This window comes from Xanthomonas floridensis (genome assembly GCF_001642575.1).
GTDB classification, from domain to species: domain Bacteria; phylum Pseudomonadota; class Gammaproteobacteria; order Xanthomonadales; family Xanthomonadaceae; genus Xanthomonas; species Xanthomonas floridensis.
The window spans coordinates 130,877-147,509 of record NZ_LXNG01000005.1 but is presented as its reverse complement, the minus strand read 5'-3'; the positions used below and the strand labels follow the sequence as shown (position 1 = coordinate 147,509).

The following is a 16,633-nucleotide window of genomic DNA, read 5'->3' as shown; positions in this document are numbered from 1 at the left end:
GCAGGCTTTTCATCCTCGTCAACCCCTCGTGAAGAGGAAGTTGCCGCCGCTGCACCTCAATCCGCCGTAGCGTCTTTCCGTGTAGCGAGCCGCCCATCATAGCCGGCTTTTGCGTTTCGTCAACACCTTGTGATGTTTTCGAAACCCCTCGTTCGTTACTGCGGTGCTTGGAGAAGCGCCGCCGTCCTGAGCGAGGCCGCGCAGTTTATCGAGCCTGTGCAGAAGTGCAAGCACTTTTTGACACTGTGATGACATCGGCCTGTTTTAACGGGCAAGAATGCGCCCGGCTCAGGCTTCGACGCGGCGGCATCGCGACGAATCTGCCCATGGAGCCCATCGGATTCATTGCACACGAAGCATCTCTCTAGATGGCTTGGCCCCAGCGGTGAGGTGCTGCATGCATGCGGCGACCTGCATGTGCTGCTACGGCAGCCAAAGGCAAGCGATGGCATTGCGGCTGCAACGCTCTAGATAGACGGCGGCTCTAGATAGACGGCGGCATCCACACGGCCTGCGATACCACTGGGGCGGTGGCTCGGAGACAATGACCAGCTGAAAGGGAGTGATTCAATGCCGCCAGCCCGCAGCCTGTTCCGCGACCTGTCCCTGCCTGCGATTGCCGCCGGCTTTGTCACTGTCCTGGTCGGATTCGCCAGTTCGGCGGTGATCGTATTCGAGGCGGCGCGGCATCTGGGCGCCGACCAGGCGCAGATCGCCTCGTGGATGTGGGCACTTGGCATCGGGATGGGCGTGACCTGCATCGGCTTGTCGCTGCGCTATCGGGTACCGGTGGTCACCGCGTGGTCGACGCCAGGGGCGGCGATGTTGATCGGAAGCGCGGCTGGGGTTCCGCTGCGCGAGGCGATTGGTGCGTTCGTGGTGGCGGCGGTGTTGGGCATGGTCGCCGGATTCACCGGGGTGTTCGAACGGGCGATCCGCAGGATGCCGGTCTCGCTGGCGTCGGGCATGCTGGCGGGTGTGTTGCTGCGTTTCGGACTGGACCTGTTCGTGGCCATGCAAAGCCAGGTGGTGCTGGCATTGGCGATGCTGGCGGCCTACCTGGCGGGACGGCGCTGGTTTGCGCGGTACGCAGTGATTGCGACCTTGCTGGTAGGCGTTGCGATCGCAGCCAGCCGCGGATTGATGCACTGGGAGACGGTGCAGCTGGAACTGGCCCGCCCTGTGTGGGTGATGCCATCGCTATCGTGGGCGGCGGTGTTCGGGCTGGCGCTTCCATTGTTCGTGGTCACCATGGCCTCGCAGAACGTCCCTGGCGTGGCGGTGATCCGTGCCTGCGGCTACACAGTGCCGATTTCACCGACGATTGGCTGGATTGGCGTGGTCAATACGCTGCTGGCGCCGTTCGGGGGCTATGCCTTGAACCTGGCCGCGATCACCGCGGCGATCTGCATGGGCCGCGAGGCGCATGAAGACCCTGCGCGGCGCTATGCCGCGGCCGTGAGCGCGGGCGTGTTCTATGGGGTGATCGGCCTGTTCGGGGCGACCGTGGCGGCGGTGCTGGCGGCGTTTCCGCGCGAGTTGGTGATGGCCCTTGCCGGAATCGCACTGCTGGGCACGATCGGAAACAGCCTGGCGGCGGCCCTGCGCGAAGACGGCGAACGCGAGGCGGCCTTGATCACCTTTCTGGTCACCGCCTCCGGGCTGACGCTGGGCGGGGTCGGCGCGGCCTTCTGGGGCCTGGTGGCCGGCACGCTCACCTTGTTGACCTTGCGACCCAGGACATTGCCTTAGCTCACCTGCTCACTGCCGCAGTGTGATGTGGCGGCGGACTGCCGCGGACGGGCTTCGGGGCTTCGGGGCTGCGCGGTCGCCCCATCGAGCGCCATGCGGTGCTTTGCCGATGGGATGAGCAGATCGGGCCGTGTACCAGCAGTGCGCTGCCTGAGGCAGGAGCCCGCCAGGCATATGGCACGGTCAGAGCCACTGCGTCGCGTGCGGGCCTTGCTCGCCACCTGCCACCCTGCCCTTCGATGCGATGCATCACGGCCACAACGGCACCGCAGTGGCGGCTGCGGTGCTGCGTCCTTGTGCTGCGTGCAGCGGCGGCGCTTATTCCGGGTCGCGCAACTGCAGCAGCCAGTGCGCGGTGACCCCGCTGGGGCTGGGCAAGGGTTCGAGATGGAACTGGCGATACACCGGCGCGCCGTCATGGGTGCGCAGCGGCAAGGTGACATAGGCCGCGCGCCCCAGCCGCAGCGCCTCTTCGAGCAGTTCGACCTTGGCCTTGGCGGCATCGTCGGCCAGCAGCGCGAGGATGTCGCAGCCGATCAACTCGGCGACCTCGGCCTGGCTCAGGTCGGCAAACGCCGGGTTGACGAACATCAGCCGGTGCACGCCAGCCTGGGCGCCGCGCTCGATGATGGCCACGCCGTCGCGCAGACGCGACAGCGAGGCTTCGAGCAGGGTGAAGTCCTGCTGGAACCGCTTGCGCTCCATCAGTTCGATCAGCACCCGCAGGCTGCGCGCCGATTCCAGATGCAGCGGCGCCCACGGCCGGGCCCGCCCGCGCACCGTCTGCTGCCACAGGTCGAAGCTCTTGCGTGGCGACAGCCGCGAGTTGGGGATGTCCTGCAGCTTGGCCAGCTGCGGGTTGCCAGCCCACTTGATCTGCTGCACCTGCTCACGGCGGGTCCATAGCAGGGCGCTGCGCGATTGCGGCATCAACGGGACGAAGATGAAACCGGCCGCCAATGGGGCCAGGTCGGCCAGTTCCGGAAAGACCTCGCCGATCGCATCCACATGCAGCGCGCCCACCGCGTCCTCGCGCAGCGCGTCGTGATGTGCCGATTCGATGTGGTCGCGGATGCGGCGTAGCGCATCCACATCCGGCGCGCTGCCGTGACGGCTGATCTCGTTGCCGTGGAAGATCGCCACGCCGTCGGCGTCCACCACGTCCATCAGGTCCGGGGCCATGTCGGCGAGCATGTCCACGGTCAGGTGCTCGGCGTCGTTGAAATCGGTGATCAGCTTTTCGCGGATGGTGAGCAGCACCGACTCCAGCCGCGCCCGCCCCACCGCCTGCAGCGCGCCGATGCGCCCGGCCAGCGCGCGGGTCACCGCATCGGTGGCATCGCGCATGGCATGGCTGGTGAAGTGCGGGCTGTAGTGGTGACAGGAAATCAGCCCCCAGAGCGCATCGTTGACGACGATCGAGGACACCAGCGTGGCGCTGACGCCCATGTTGGCCAGGTATTCCAGATGCACCGGCGAGACGCTGCGCAGGCTGACATCGCTCAGATCCACCGGAGTGCCCAGGCGCGGATGCAAGGTGGGCTGGATCGGCGAGGGCTGGTACCGCACATCGGCGATCTGGCGCACGCGGTTGCGCAGGTACAGCGCGCGCGCCTGCGCGGGAATGTCACTGGCCGGGTAATGCAGGCCCAGGTAGGCCTCCAGCTCGGGCTGGCGGGCTTCGGCGATGACGTCGCCGTTCCACTCTTCGTCGAAGCGGTACACCATCACCCGGTCGAAGCCAATCATGCTGCGCAGGCCCTTGGCCGCGCGCACGGCGGCCTCGTCGATGCCCGGGTCGCGCTCGATGCTGCGCAACAGTGGCAAGGCTTCGCGCAGGGTGACATCCATCAGGCGCGCGTCGCGCGGCTCGATTTCGACCAGCCATTGCTCCGGATACAGATGCCAGGCGGCCACCCAGGCGTGATCGGGCGGCGTGGCACGCGCGGGGAAGCGTGCCTCGGCATGCAGCAGGTGCTGCGCCTGCTCGTCCACCGCGAAGGGCTGCGTCTCGGGGATCTCCAGCACCTGGGTGTAGGACATCCCCAGCAACGACTCCTGCGGCACGCCGAGCAGATCTGCGGCCGTGCTGCTGGCCTGCACGATGCGGCCATCGGCCGGTTCGATCACCAGCAGGACGCCATAGGGTTGGATCAGGCCAGGGATGTGGATCGGCTCGCGCGCGCAGACATCCATATCCAGGGGTTCGGTGGTCTGGGTCACGCGTGCGGCTCCGCTGCAAGACAGCTATGGAAGTGGGCGAACATGGCCTGCGCGCCAGCGATGGCGGCAGCGCGCGTGCGCGGGGTGTCCAGGCAGTGATCGAGCACGGCCTGGAAACGGCGCCAGCCGGCGGGGTCTTCATCGGCCAGCTCGAAATACTGCAGCGCGTCGGCCAATGCAGGTTGCTGGCGGCGCAGGCTGCGGGCAATCACCCGCCCGCCCAGCTGCGCGCCTTCGATCACGTACAACATGCCCCAGCGCGCGGCGGCGTCGGTGCCGGCCGGTGGGGCAAGCGGTGTATCCGGCAGTTGACCGAGCGTGCGCAGATCCGCGCGCAAGGCGGGCAACCGGCGACGGTAGTGCCAGCCGTTGCCGACCAGGGTGTCCAGCCAGTCGCCGAAGCATTCTTCGAAACCGGCCAGCAAGGCATGGTGCCGGCGCAGGATCAGCGCATAGCGCGTGCGATCGACCTGCCCTTGCCCAAGCGCCTGCATCAGCGGGACTGCTTCGACCAGGCGATGCGTGTCCTGGGTGGCATGGCGCAGCGCGCGTGCGGCCGACGTGGGAACGGCCAGGGTGTCGGAACGCATAGGAAGTCGAGGCGGTGCCGGGGCACGGAAGACACCAGCCTAGCAGTGCTGGCACGAATCAGAAAAAGCGGACGCGAGCGCCGGATGAATGCGTTGGCATCAGCTGCCGGTGGCATTGACCACACCACGGCTGCGCCCCGCCCTCGCCCACGCCATCAACCAGCCGGCTGCGAGCAGCACGCCGGCCAGCAGCCACGGCGCACCGGGCAGATGCAGTGGTGCGCCACGACCGATGAACCAGGCGAACACGTTGGCGAACAGCAGCGGACCGGCGATGCCGGCCAGGCTGACCAGGCTGGTCAGCGCGCCCTGCACGCGGCCCTGCGCATCGGCGCCGACATCGCGGGTGATCAAGGCCATCGCCGCCGGCGCGGCGATGGCCCAAAGCGCGCTGATCGGCACCCCGATCAGGAACATGCGGCCGCTGTCGGCGAAGCCGTAGATGACAAACCCGACCACCCCGCAGCCCAATCCCAGCAGCAGGGCGCGGCGCTCGCCCAGCCAGCGCACCAGCCGGCCGACCAGCAAGGCATTGACGATGATGCTGCAGACCCCCACCCCGGCCAGCACCCAGCTCACTTCGCGCGGGCCCCAGTGGTATTGATAGCCGGCGAACAGCACGAAGATGCTGGGGTAGACGTAGTGCGCCAGGTTGGCCAGGAACACCACCGCGGCCAGGCCGAACACTTGCGGATAGCGGCGCAGCAGCTTGAGCGCGCCAAGCGGATTGGCATGCGACCACTCCAGGCGCGCCGTGCGGCGTTCGGCAGGCAGCGATTCGGGCAGCACGAACCAGCCGTACAGCACGTTCAACAAGGCCAATCCTGCGGCAAACCAGAACGGCCAGCGCAGGCCGATGCTGCCCAGCCAGCCACCGATCAGCGGGCCGGCGACAAAACCAATACCGAAGGCAGCCCCAAGCATGCCGAACGCCCCGGCGCGCTTGTCGGCCGGGGTGACGTCGGCGATGTAGGCGTTGGCGGTGGAAAAACTGGCCGAGCAGATGCCGGAGATCACCCGCGCCAGCAGCAGCATCGGCAGGCTGTGGGCGATGGCCATCAGGATGAAGTCCAGCCCCAGCCCCAGGCACGAGAGCAGGATGACCGGGCGACGGCCGAAGCGATCAGACAGGGCGCCTTGCAGCGGCGAGCAGACGAACTGGATGGCCGCGAACAGGAAGCCGAACCAGCCGATCCAGCCGGCGGCCACCACGTAGTCGCCACCGGTGAAATGGCGCACCAGATCCGGCAGCACCGGGATGATCACGCCGAAGGACAGCACGTCGATCAGCACGGTGATGAAGATGAAGATCAGTGCGGCGCGGCGGCGGCCCGGGGCGGGCGCGGAATCGGCGGAGGGAGACATCGCGCGGCCCAGGGTAGCGAGGCGGGAAGTGTAGCTGCCGATTGGCTCGGATCGGACCTGGATGCGAGACGAGGCGTGCGCAGCGAGGCGCAGGAGCGTTGTGATCGGTGGACTCGGCTGGACTGCGCTCGACCGCAGCAGACCCGTGCGACCGCTCTGTTGGAGATCGCTTTGGGTTTGCCGCGGCTCGTGCGCATCGGGCCTGAGCGAGGTGATGCCTGAAGCGCGATGTCCGCTGAGCGGTTTAGAGCAGCGTTGAAGGGTACGGGTGCGCTCGGCTGGAGCCATTGCTGACACCGTACCCTCCTCCGCCCTTCGGGTACCTTCTCCCGGTGGGAGAAGGGAGTGGGTCGTGCGAGTGTTTCTGGTGCCCCTCGCCTGCTGCCCCCGAGACAGGATCGAGGAACTCGTGCGCTCGGCTGGAGCCGTTGCAGACAGCGTACCCTCATCCGCCCTTCGGGCATCTTCTCCCGGTGGGAGAAGGGAGTGGGTCGTGCGAGTGTTTCTGGTGCCCCTCGCCTGCTGACCCGAGACAAAGATTCCTTCTCCCGGCGGGAGAAGGGTACGGCGGCAGCGTGTGGTGACGCTGGGCTGCTTCCCCAGTAGTGAGGCTGCGCTGCTGATCTAGCTCTTTTGCCCGCCTGACGTCTGCTGGCTTTCGCCGGCGACATCCCTCGAGCGGGTTGAAGACACTGCGTAGCGATCAGACAGAACGCGCTCGGTCGCAACGCTCCGCCCCGGATCGACTGGATGCGACACCAACGCGCAAGCATCCATTGACCAGCCGCCGTCGGTAGACGCTCTGCGCGCCCGCTGGGGTGGCCTGGGCCCCAGCGGTGGCAACGACCGATGGGTTATTCGACGCTGATGGTCTGGCCCAGGGCATGGCTGGCGCCGGGGGCCAGTTCAATGACGTCCGGGCCGGCGTTGGCCGCTTCCAGGCAGACGTAGTCGCGCCAGCCCTCGCCCACGTCGGCCATCTTCTTGCCGGCGTCTTCGCCCGGGTTCCAGGCCACCAGCGAGCGGCTGCCTTCGGTGGCGATGACGATGCGGCGGCCGAGCACCGGGTCGGTGAGCGTGTAGCGGCCGCCGGAGTTGACGTAGATGCGGTCGCTGCGGCCGGGATCGCGCGGGTCGCGCAGGCTCCAGTCGCCTTGCTGGCGGTGGGCGGTGGCGTAGTTCTCGTACTTGTCCAGGTAGTCCAGGCCGTCCAGACCCTGCACGCTGACCTTCAGGGCATCGCCGACACGGAAATAATTGTGCAGTGCCTGGGTGAAGCGCACCGGGGCGGTGCTGGTGTTCTGGGTGATCAGGCGCTGTTCGAGGGTGCGGCCGATCCGCAGGGTCATGCGCAGGCGCAACGCCAGGTCGTCGAAGGCCGGCGGGGTCAAGGTGAGCACCACGGTGCCGTCGGCTTCGCGGTGGCTCTCGGTGAGCTGCCACGGCACGGTGCGTACGAAGCCGTGCGCGGGCACCTCGCCGGTCTGGTCCTGGCGGCCGAAATACGGCCAGCACACCGGCGCGCCGCCGCGGATCGGCGTGGGCGGCTGCTTGGCAAGCGGCGACAGCCACATCACGTCCTGCCCGCCCTTGGGCACGAACGACAGCAACTGGCCGCCGAACAGGCTGATGGCCGCGGTGGAGAACGGGGTGTCGATCAGCAGCGACGGAAAACCGTGGAAGTCGCCTGTGGTCAGGCCGGTGGTGTCGGACATGGGGGATGCCTTGTGGACGATGGGAGATTGGGCGAATGCGGGATAGGCGGCCGGCAGCTTGAAGGCGGTGCCGCGCACGGTGGCCATGCCGGTGAGCGGCGGCGCGGCACGCAGGGCGGTGAGGATGCGCTGGCCCGGGCGGCCATCGGCCGGCTGCAGGCCCAGCCGGGTCTGCTCGACCTGGATGGCGCGGCGGGTGGCGCTGCCGACCATGCCGTCGGCCTCGCCGATCTGGTGGCCGCGGGCGAGCAGCAACTGTTGCAGGTCGCGGCGTTCCGGGCGGCCCAGACCGGGGTCGTCGGTCGGCCAGGCCGCCGCCAGGCCGGGGCCACCGCGCAGGCGGTCGGCCAGCAGCGCGATCGACAGCGCGTAGCTTTCGGCGGCGTTGTAGGCGTAGATCGCGTCGTAGTTGCGGAACACCAGGAACGCCGGGCCAGTGGCGCCGGCCGGCAACAGCAGCGCGGCAGGCGTCTCGGCGGGCAACCCGGTCGGGGCGAGCGGCTTGCCGTCGGTCCCGAGCAGGCCGGCGGCCTGCCAGGCCTGCAACGGTTGGCGGCGGGTGCGGCCGGCCTTGCTGGCATCGAAGCCCGGCGGCAGGCGCACTCCCATACCCCACGGGCGGGCGCGCTCCCAGCCGGCCTTGACCAGGTAGTTGGCGGTGGAGGCCAGCGCGTCGGGAATGCTGGCCACCAGGTCGCGGTGGCCATCGCCATCCCCATCGACCGCGATCCGCGCGTAGGTCGAGGGCATGAACTGGGTCTGCCCAAAGGCGCCGGCCCAGGAGCCGGTCAAGCCCTCCGGCGACAGGTCGCCCTGCTGCAGCAGGCCGAGCAAGGCAAGCAATTCACCGCGGAAGAACGGCTGGCGGCGGCCTGCGCACGACAGGGTGGCCAGCGACACCAGCAGCGGGCGCTTGCCGGTGACCCGGCCGTAGTCGCTCTCCACGCCCCAGACCGCCACGATGGTGGCCGGGTCCACGCCGGTCTGCTCGGATAACCGGGTCAACAACTCGCGGTGGGTGACCAGCATGGCCTGGCCGTCGCTGACGCGCTGGCTGTCGACCAGGCTGGCGAGGTAGTCCCAGATGGGGGTGGTGAACTCCGGTTGCGCGTCCAGCAGCGGCAGCACGCTGGGATCGGGCGCCAGGCCAGCGGTGAAACGCTGGAAACTGGTGGCATCCACGCCCTTGGCAGCAGCCTGGGTCTGCAGGCCGGCCAGACAGCGGTCGAACGCCGGATCGGCGCAGGCAGCCAGCGGCACCAATCCAAGCAGGACTGGCAAGGCGCGCCGGAACGGCGTCATGGCGCGGTGGCCGGCATGTGGACGGCGGTCATGCGATGGAGCGCTCCTGCGGCAAATCGATCCGCCGAGGATAGCCAACCTGACTGGGTCCGGGGTGCAGGTGGGTGATGCGCTGCCCGGATGGGCGGGTACATTTTGGCCTGCCTGCCGATGCGCGCCTATTTGACCGGGCCGTTGGGTGGTGATTTGTTGGGGGTGATGTGGCGGCCGGCGATACAAGCGTAGCGGTGCTGAGTGCAGGCCACCGTTGGGGTGGCATGCGCCTCGACCTCACGCTGGTGGAGGTGGCCATTCCTGACAGGGCCAGGGGCGGCGCTAACGGTGCGAACTAGGGGCTGGTACCTTTCATCCACTCGCGAAGGGACTGGTCTGCTTTTCCCTGCGGACAGCGCGTCCCTTCACCGTGGGACTGATCCACCTACAGCAGCCACCGCCCCTCCAGAGGCATGAGCCGGCTGTTGCCCCACCACTCCCCTCCCCGAATAGCAGCGCGGCATAGCGCACGGAGACCGGCATTCGGACATCGACTGCCCTGCGCCATCTGCGCTGGGCCGCATCTCTTTTCGTGGTCGTGTCGTCTTGGTCGCGCCGACTACTGGGGTGCGCGAGGTCAGGGGCGACGATATTCGCGCGTTCTCATGCAGGGCGCGCTACCGCCGGCTCAATTGCCGTCGCCGGTGATGCCGGTCAACAACGACAGCGTGGGGGTGGACGGGCTGCCTTCGGCGTTGCGGCGGGAGCGTGCGCGTGGCGGCGCATCGTGGCGCGGCCCGAAGCGAACCATGGCGGTTGCCAGCACTGCCGGCAGCACGACCGCGAAGACCACCACGGCCACAAGCGCCCATTGCCAGAAATTGAAGGTTGCCATGATCGCTATCCCACCCCGCGGCGAGCTCCGCCGGCGCGGCAAGCTTCCCGGATCGGCTGCGAACGCCATGTCGACAAACGCCGACGCCGCCTGCCGTTGGTCGGATGAATGGCGGAACTGCAGCAGTGCGAGGATGGCCGAATCAGTGCCAGCCGCAGCGGCAGCGCTGACAGCGAAGGGGGTGGGTGCGTTCTGGGGCCGGTCGGTTGTAGGTGTGCGGCGTTTGGAAGACCGGGCTGCTTCTGCCTCATCCGCGCGGTGGGCAGGTTCTTCCGCGAGGAGACCGGCACGCGCATGGATCTGTGCGATTGCCGATCCGCACTGCGCTCAATGGTGGGAGCGGCAGGCTAGCGGGCGTCGAGGTAGTACCAGTGGCCGTCTTCGCGCACAAAACGGCTGTGCTCGGTCATGCGGACCGCGCTGCCGCCGCCGATGCGGTAGCGCGCCAGGAACACCACTTCGGCGGTGTCCTCGCCGGTGGTGAGGGCACGCTGGATGGTGAGGCCGAGCCAGGTGGTGCGGCCACCGTCGTCCAGGGCCAGGTCGGCCGGGCGGGTGGACGGGTGCCAGCTGGACAGCAGGTACGCGGGATCGCGACGCACATAGGCGCTGTAGCGCGCGCGCATCAGGGTTTCGGCGTCGGGCGCAGCGGCACCGGCGTGGTATGGCCTGCAACACCGTGCGTAATCGGCGGGGCGGCCACAGGGGCAGGGGTCGGTAGGTGTGGAGGTCGGCATGCGGAGATTGTGCGGGATGGGACTGGGGATTGGGGAGCAGGGGGGATGCGGCGGCTATGCTGTCGCCCTCGTCGTGCGGAGCGTGGCCTTGCTGGAATTGATTCCCACCGAATTGCCGTGGCTGGCGTGCATTGCGTTTGTCGCCGGGCTGGTGGATGCGGCGGTCGGCGGCGGTGGATTGATCCAGTTGCCGGGCCTGTTCGCAACACTGCCGCAGCAGGCGCCATCATTGATCCTGGGTACCAACAAGTTCAGCGCAATGTTCGGCACCGGAGCGTCGGCATGGCGGTATGCGCGCACGGTACGCTTCCCGTGGCGGCCGGTGCTGTATGCAACGGCGGCAGCATTCACGTTTTCGTTTCTGGGCGCGACCGCGGTCAGCCTGATGCCCAAGCAAGCGGTGCGGCCGCTGATCCTGGTGCTGCTGGTCGCGATGCTGATCTACACGTTGATCAAGAAGGATTTCGGCGCGCTGCACCGGCCACGCCAGATCGGCCGTCGCGAACTGGCCACCGCATTGGCGATGGGTGCGGCGATCGGCTTCTACGACGGGTTCTTCGGCCCGGGCACGGGCAGCTTTCTGATCTTCCTGTTCATCCGCTTTTTTGGGCTGGATTTCCTGCGCGCCTCGGCGGCAGCCAAGGTGGTCAACCTGGCCACCAACCTTGCCGCGTTGTCGTTCTTTCTGCCCAGCGGACAAGTGATGTTGGCGATCGGCATCCCGATGGCGGCAGCGAACGTGGCCGGCGCGGTGGCCGGCACGCGGATGGCGTTACGCGGTGGCACGCCATTGATCCGCAAACTGTTCCTGGTGCTGGTGATCGTGCTGATCGGCAAGATGGGCTGGGATCTGCTGCACTAGTCGCGGAAACCCGCTGCCAGGGCGAGGGGATCGAAGCCGGTGACGCCACCCGGGCAGGTAGCGTCAACCGTGCACGGTGTCAGCGCTTGCCGCGCGTCTGCGCGGTGCCTGCCTTGGCGCCGCGCTTTTTGGCTGGCAGCGGTTTCGTCGCCGCACGTGCCGAGGGTGTATTGCCGCCACCACGGACTGGCCGCCCCGTCGACACCGCTGTTGCACGCGGCTTGGCGGTGGCGGCTTTCGCTGCCGCAGATGCAGTGGCGGCCTTCTTCGATGTGACGTTGGATGTGCGTGGCACCGCGATCGGCCTGCCCGCTTTTGAAGACCGTGCGGGCTTGACCGGATTGGGCGCGGACGCAGTTGCCGACAACGACACCGCCTGTACGTGCGCGCCTGCCTGTTTGTCAGATGCCGGCTCGCTGGTCACGGACGATGTGCGCGATGGCGATGTGCCCGTCTTTTTTGCTTGAGCCTGTGCAGCGCGCTTAGGCGATGCGGTCCTGGCTTTCTTGGTCTGCTTGTTTGCCGTCGCCGGTGGCTGTTTGCGCTTGTTGCTGCGCGTGTTCCCTGTTGTGGGCGACGTCTCGTCTGCCGCTGGCACTGTCGGGTGCGCTGGAACGCCATCGGTTGCCATGCCATCTGCGTTTGCAGCGCCCTGCACTACTGCGGCCTCGCTCGCAGCCGCGATCGCTGGCGCAGCGTCCATGGCATCGGCAACCGCTGGCTCATCGCCTCGCGAGCGCTCCGGCAACTTCAACCGCTGCGCCTGCTCGTCATATTCGATCAATAGCACGCCGGAGTTATGGCGGCCGCTGATCTCCACGAAACACGCGCCACCGATGAAGGGCTCCAGCGTCATCACCGACTTCAGCGGCGTGGCCACCACCATCTGGAAGCCGAAATTCTCGAAGATGTTCATCGCCAATGCGGTGAACTCGTTATCGGCCTTGTCGAAGGCCTCGTCCAGCACCACCGCGCAATAGCGCGGCAGTTCGCCGTCTTCGCCACCGAGCTGATAACGCAGTGCCGCCGCCAAACAGGTGGTGGCCAGTTTCTGCCGCTGCCCGCCGGACTTGCCGGCGCCGCTGCGGTAGATCTCCACCTGCGCGCGCGTTTGCGCGTCCAGTTCCACGCCGATGAATTCCACATGCAGGCGCACGTCCAGCACCTGTTCGCGCCAGCGTCGCGCCTCCGGCTCCTGTGCGCCCAGCCGCGCCACCAACGCGCGCAAGGTGGAAAACTGCGCCTCGGCCAGGGCGCGATCTTCGGTCTGTTGATGCGACAGCACCGCGCGCAACTGCTGCTGGAATTCCTGCACTTCGGTCAGGCGGCGATCGCTGACCTCGATGGTCAGGATGGTGTCGCGGTTGAACGGCACCTGCTCCAGGCTGGCGTTGACCTCGTCCATGCGCTGCTTGATGCCCTTGTGGGCCTCGGCGGTGTGGCGCTGCAAGGCCAGCAGGTTGTTCTTGCTCTGGGTCTGCAACAGGTCGAAGAAACGATGTTCGTGCCGCGGCAGGCCATCGCTTTCCAGCCGGTCCAGACGCGCGAGGAAATCGTCGGCACTGGACAGGCTGACGGTGAAGTCGCCGCTGTCTTCGGGCCACTGCTGGCAATACTTGCGGAAGCATTCCAGCAGTTGCGCGCTGAGCCGGCTGTCGCGGCCCTGGCTTTCGGCCAGCTGCTCGGCCAGGCCCCGCTCGACCAGGCGGAAATGCGCTTCCAGATTGTCCAGCGACAGCGGGGTCAATGCGGCAAGACGTTCCCGCAACCCCTGCAACTGGGTGGGTGTGAGCGTGGCGGTACCGGCGCGGCCCGCGCATGCCGCATGCTGCTGCTCGAGCCGCACACGCTCGCGCGCCAGTTGCGCGCGCTCCAGCCGCACATCGTCATAGGTGCGCTTGGCCTGGTCGCGCAAGGTGCGTGCGGTATCGATGGCCTGGCCGAGTGCGCGCAAACCACTGTTGCCTTCGCGTAGCTGCACCAGCTGCTCGTCGATATCGCTCAGGCGCTGCAGCTTGGGGCCGACGTCGATTTCGTCCCAGTCGCGCTCGACCAGCGTGTGCGCGGCGAGCTGGCGTTCCTGGTCCTGTTCGCGCTGCTTGCGCAGCGCTGCGACATCGGCATCGCAGCTGGCAATGCGCTGCGCCAGCGCCTGCGCTTCGCGCTCGAACACCTTGAGCTTGTCGCGGTTGTCGTGGCCGAGCAGCCACCGCTTGCGATCATTGACCGCGTGGCGGTCATCCTTCTCATAGCGATCGCCGGGGTGCTTGACCTGACCCTCGCGGGTGATGGCGCGATCGGCGTTGCGCAGCGCGGTGGCGTTGTCCACGCAGGCGTAATCGAAGCGGCGGGTGAGCTCGTTGCGCAGCCAGTCGGTGAAGGCGTGTTCGCGCAGCTGCAGCTTGCCCGGCAGCGCGTCGGGATCGACCCGCCGCGAGTGCAGCTCGTCGTTGCGGCGCACACGGAAGTACACCAAACGCGTGCCGATGTGGGTGCGATTGACCCATTCGCTGACCTGCGCGTAGTGCCGCTCGTCTACCAACAGCGATTGTGCAAAGCCGTGCAGCACCCGCTCGATCGCACCGCGCCAGGCCATCTGGTCATCGCGTACCTGCACCAGTTCGCCAACGAACGGCAGCGCGGCCTCGGCAATGCCGATGTCTTCGCACAGCCGCGCGCGCAGGGCCTGCATTGGCGCTGGCATGCTCGATGGCGCGCGCTTCAGCGCATCCAGTTCGGCGCGGATCTCGGCAAAGCGGCGTTCGTCGTCGCGCCGCGCGCCCATGCGCTCGGCAATCGCGTCGTCCAGCGCGCTGGCGTCGTGCTTGCCGTTATCCAGCACGGTTTGCGCATGCGCGATCTGCGCGGCAAAGCCGCTGGCCCCGGCCGCCAGGGCGGTACCGAGCTGGCGGCAGGCCTGTTCGATTTGCGCACGGCGGCGCAGGCGTTCGTCGCGCTCGCGCTCGACGCGCGCACGCTCGCGTTCCAGTTCTTCGATCTGCTCGCCGCCAGCGGCGCGCTGCTCGCGTTCCAGCCCGGCCAGCTTTTGTTCGTGGTTGTCCAGCGATTCGCGGCGCTGGCCTTCCTCACCGGCCAGCCCGCGGTCCTGGTTGTCCAGTTCCTGCAAGCGCTCGTCCAGCAAGGCCAGCCGTTGCTGCTCGCGGTAGCTGTCCACGCCCAACTGCAGCTCGCGCAACTCGCTGACGCTGTGGCGCAACGTCATCAGCGCCGCATGGTGCTCGCGCGCGGGGGTCAGCGTTTCCACCTGGCGGCGCGCGGTAACCACTGCGTGGTGCGCGCCATCGAGTTCGGCAAAATCCTCCACCAGCCGATCGGCGGCTTCGAAGGTGCGCGGCTCGTCCAGCATGAAGCCGCGCAGGAACGCGTTGAGATCGCCCAGATTCTTGGCCGACTGGGTCTTGTGCAGCAGTCGCAGCGCCATCTCGTTGCCGATGCCCAGCGCATGCCGGAAACGTTCGGCATAGCCGGCGAACCCGTCGAAATGCGCCACCTCATCGCCCAGCCGCGCCTTGAGCTTGCGCAGGTCCAGATCGAAGCCATCCAGCTCGCTGGCCACATCGAAGCTGCGCGGCGCCACCATGTAGTGGCGGCGCACATCGGCCGCGGCGTTGCCGCTGCCGGCGATCCAGAACAGGCGAATCAGGCTCACCGCCTCGCCCTGCGCGTTGCGGTATTCCAGCACCAACGCCGTCCAGGTGGCGCCCTTGCGCAGGTACTGCGTGGCGATCTCGCCGGAGGCGCTGTCCTGCTGATCGGCCCAGGCCCCGCGCACATACGACACCAGGCTGCGGTCGCGCCCACTGCGCTCGGCCTCGCGCGCAGCCGCGTTGAAGTCGACGATGCTCGGCGGCGTCAGCAGTGCCGACATCGCGTCCAGCAAGGTGGACTTGCCCGAGCCCGACCGCCCGACGAACAGAAAGCCCTTCTCGGCGATCGGCACCTCGGTCAAGCCGTTGAACGTGCCCCAGTTGTGCACCTGCAAGCGCCGCATACGGAACTGCTGCGCACGCTGCTCGGCCAGCGTCTCGGCAAACAAGGAAGCACCCGGCGATGCCGGCGACAGGTTGGACTGGGAATTCATTGCTCACTCACCAAAACAGAACGACAGGGACGCCAGGACAGACCATTACGAACGGTGACGCATTTTTGTGGGGCGGCGGTGCGGGATGCGGGTGGGTAGGAGTTAGGCAGGAATACGAATGGGGCAAGGGGACGGCTTTGCGACCAAGGTCGCTCCTACAACAGCGTGGTGCTTGAACCAATTGGTGTGCAGGCCGGACGAACGCGACAACCGCTGCGGATTGTCGAACACCTGCACCACTCACCGCTCACCTTTCAACATCGGCCGATCGCGCGCACATCGCTCCTTCTTCGTTTCTTCGTTTTTTCGTGACTGCTTTGCTGCTTTGCTGCTTTGCTGCTTTGCTGCTTTGCTGCTTTGCTGCTTTGCTGCTTTGCTGCTTTGCTGCCTTGCTGCCTTGCTGCCTTGCTGCCTTGCTGCCTTGCTGCCTTGCTGCCTTGCTGCCTTGCTGCCTTGCTGCCTTGCTGCCTTGCTGCTTTGCTGCTTTGCTGCTTTGCTGCTTTGCTGCTTTCAGCATTGTGTTGCTGGTACAGGCCCCACTTGTTGTTGCTGTTGCTGTTGCTGTTGCTGTTGCTGTTGCTTGCGCAGTTTGCATTTCGGGGCCCCATACCGCAGCGGCAAGGCCGGCAGATACAACCCGCAGGGCGGCGCGCATGGATGCGCGACGTTTTTGTAAGGGACAGGGATGTCCCTTACAAAAATTTCTGCCGGACTTGCGCACCCGCAGCGCCTTGGCGCGGAGGGCGCGAGGACGGGGTGTGCTTTCTTTTTGGTTACTTTTTCTTTGCACAAGCAAAGAAAAAGTGACTCGCGCCCGCAAGGGCGTGAAAGCTCTTGCCCTACCCGCTCACAGCAAAACATCAGTCAATCCGCACAGCACCACACGCCACCTGACACCGCGCCCTCATCCGCCCTTCGGGCACCTTCTCCCAATGGGAGAAGGAAGATGCCGTCACAGGTGCAGAAACAATCCGCACAGCACCACACGCCACCTGACATCGCACCCTCATCCGCCCTTCGAGCACCTTCTCCCGATGGGAGAAGGCAGATGCCGTCACAGGTGCAGAAACAATCCGCACAGCACCACACACCACCTGACACCGCACCCTCATCCGCC

At 67.0% G+C, this 16,633-nt stretch carries 10 protein-coding genes; 2 read left to right on the top strand and 8 right to left on the bottom strand.

Annotation, left to right across the window (positions count from 1 at the left end; genetic code table 11):
* Positions 1–570 precede the first annotated feature (570 nt).
* The gene (locus A7D17_RS04055) at positions 571–1,752 is read left to right on the top strand and encodes a benzoate/H(+) symporter BenE family transporter (RefSeq protein ID WP_064507923.1); all 1,182 of its coding nucleotides are present in this window, start codon (positions 571–573) and stop codon (positions 1,750–1,752) included.
* A 318-nt stretch (positions 1,753–2,070) separates the two neighbouring features.
* Here the strand turns inward: A7D17_RS04055 and bphP are convergent, their stop codons facing one another.
* The 6 genes from bphP to A7D17_RS04025 all read right to left on the bottom strand — a co-directional run bounded on the left by bphP (position 2,071) and on the right by A7D17_RS04025 (position 10,552).
* Entirely contained in the window at positions 2,071–3,975 is a 1,905-nt protein-coding gene (bphP, locus tag A7D17_RS04050; protein WP_064507922.1) for a bacteriophytochrome BphP, read from the bottom strand.
* Complete coding sequence (locus tag A7D17_RS04045; RefSeq protein WP_064507921.1) at positions 3,972–4,565, bottom strand: biliverdin-producing heme oxygenase; 594 nt, start codon at positions 4,563–4,565, stop codon at positions 3,972–3,974. Before A7D17_RS04045 ends, bphP begins: the two co-directional genes overlap by 4 nt.
* Positions 4,566–4,664: 99 nt before the next feature.
* On the bottom strand, positions 4,665–5,930 hold the full coding sequence (locus A7D17_RS04040) for a TCR/Tet family MFS transporter (protein WP_064507920.1): 1,266 nt from the start codon (positions 5,928–5,930) through the stop codon (positions 4,665–4,667).
* An 854-nt stretch (positions 5,931–6,784) separates the two neighbouring features.
* On the bottom strand, positions 6,785–8,947 hold the full coding sequence (locus A7D17_RS04035) for a lytic murein transglycosylase (RefSeq protein ID WP_064507919.1): 2,163 nt from the start codon (positions 8,945–8,947) through the stop codon (positions 6,785–6,787).
* A 661-nt stretch (positions 8,948–9,608) separates the two neighbouring features.
* On the bottom strand, positions 9,609–9,815 hold the full coding sequence (locus A7D17_RS04030; protein ID WP_064507918.1) for a hypothetical protein: 207 nt from the start codon (positions 9,813–9,815) through the stop codon (positions 9,609–9,611).
* Positions 9,816–10,162: 347 nt separating this feature from the next.
* The gene (locus A7D17_RS04025) at positions 10,163–10,552 is read right to left on the bottom strand and encodes a YchJ family protein (RefSeq protein ID WP_064507917.1); all 390 of its coding nucleotides are present in this window, start codon (positions 10,550–10,552) and stop codon (positions 10,163–10,165) included.
* An 82-nt stretch (positions 10,553–10,634) separates the two neighbouring features.
* Between A7D17_RS04025 and A7D17_RS04020 the strand changes: the two genes are divergently transcribed.
* Positions 10,635–11,414, top strand: a complete 780-nt coding sequence (locus A7D17_RS04020) for a sulfite exporter TauE/SafE family protein (protein ID WP_193395307.1) — start codon at positions 10,635–10,637, stop codon at positions 11,412–11,414.
* A gap of 79 nt (positions 11,415–11,493) precedes the next feature.
* Here A7D17_RS04020 and A7D17_RS04015 read toward each other — a convergent pair whose 3' ends face one another.
* Complete coding sequence (locus tag A7D17_RS04015) at positions 11,494–15,516, bottom strand: SbcC/MukB-like Walker B domain-containing protein (RefSeq protein WP_064507915.1); 4,023 nt, start codon at positions 15,514–15,516, stop codon at positions 11,494–11,496.
* Positions 15,517–15,763: 247 nt separating this feature from the next.
* Positions 15,764–16,171, bottom strand: coding sequence for a hypothetical protein (locus A7D17_RS22485; protein WP_204377349.1), 408 nt, complete (start codon positions 16,169–16,171; stop codon positions 15,764–15,766).
* Positions 16,172–16,633 lie beyond the last annotated feature (462 nt).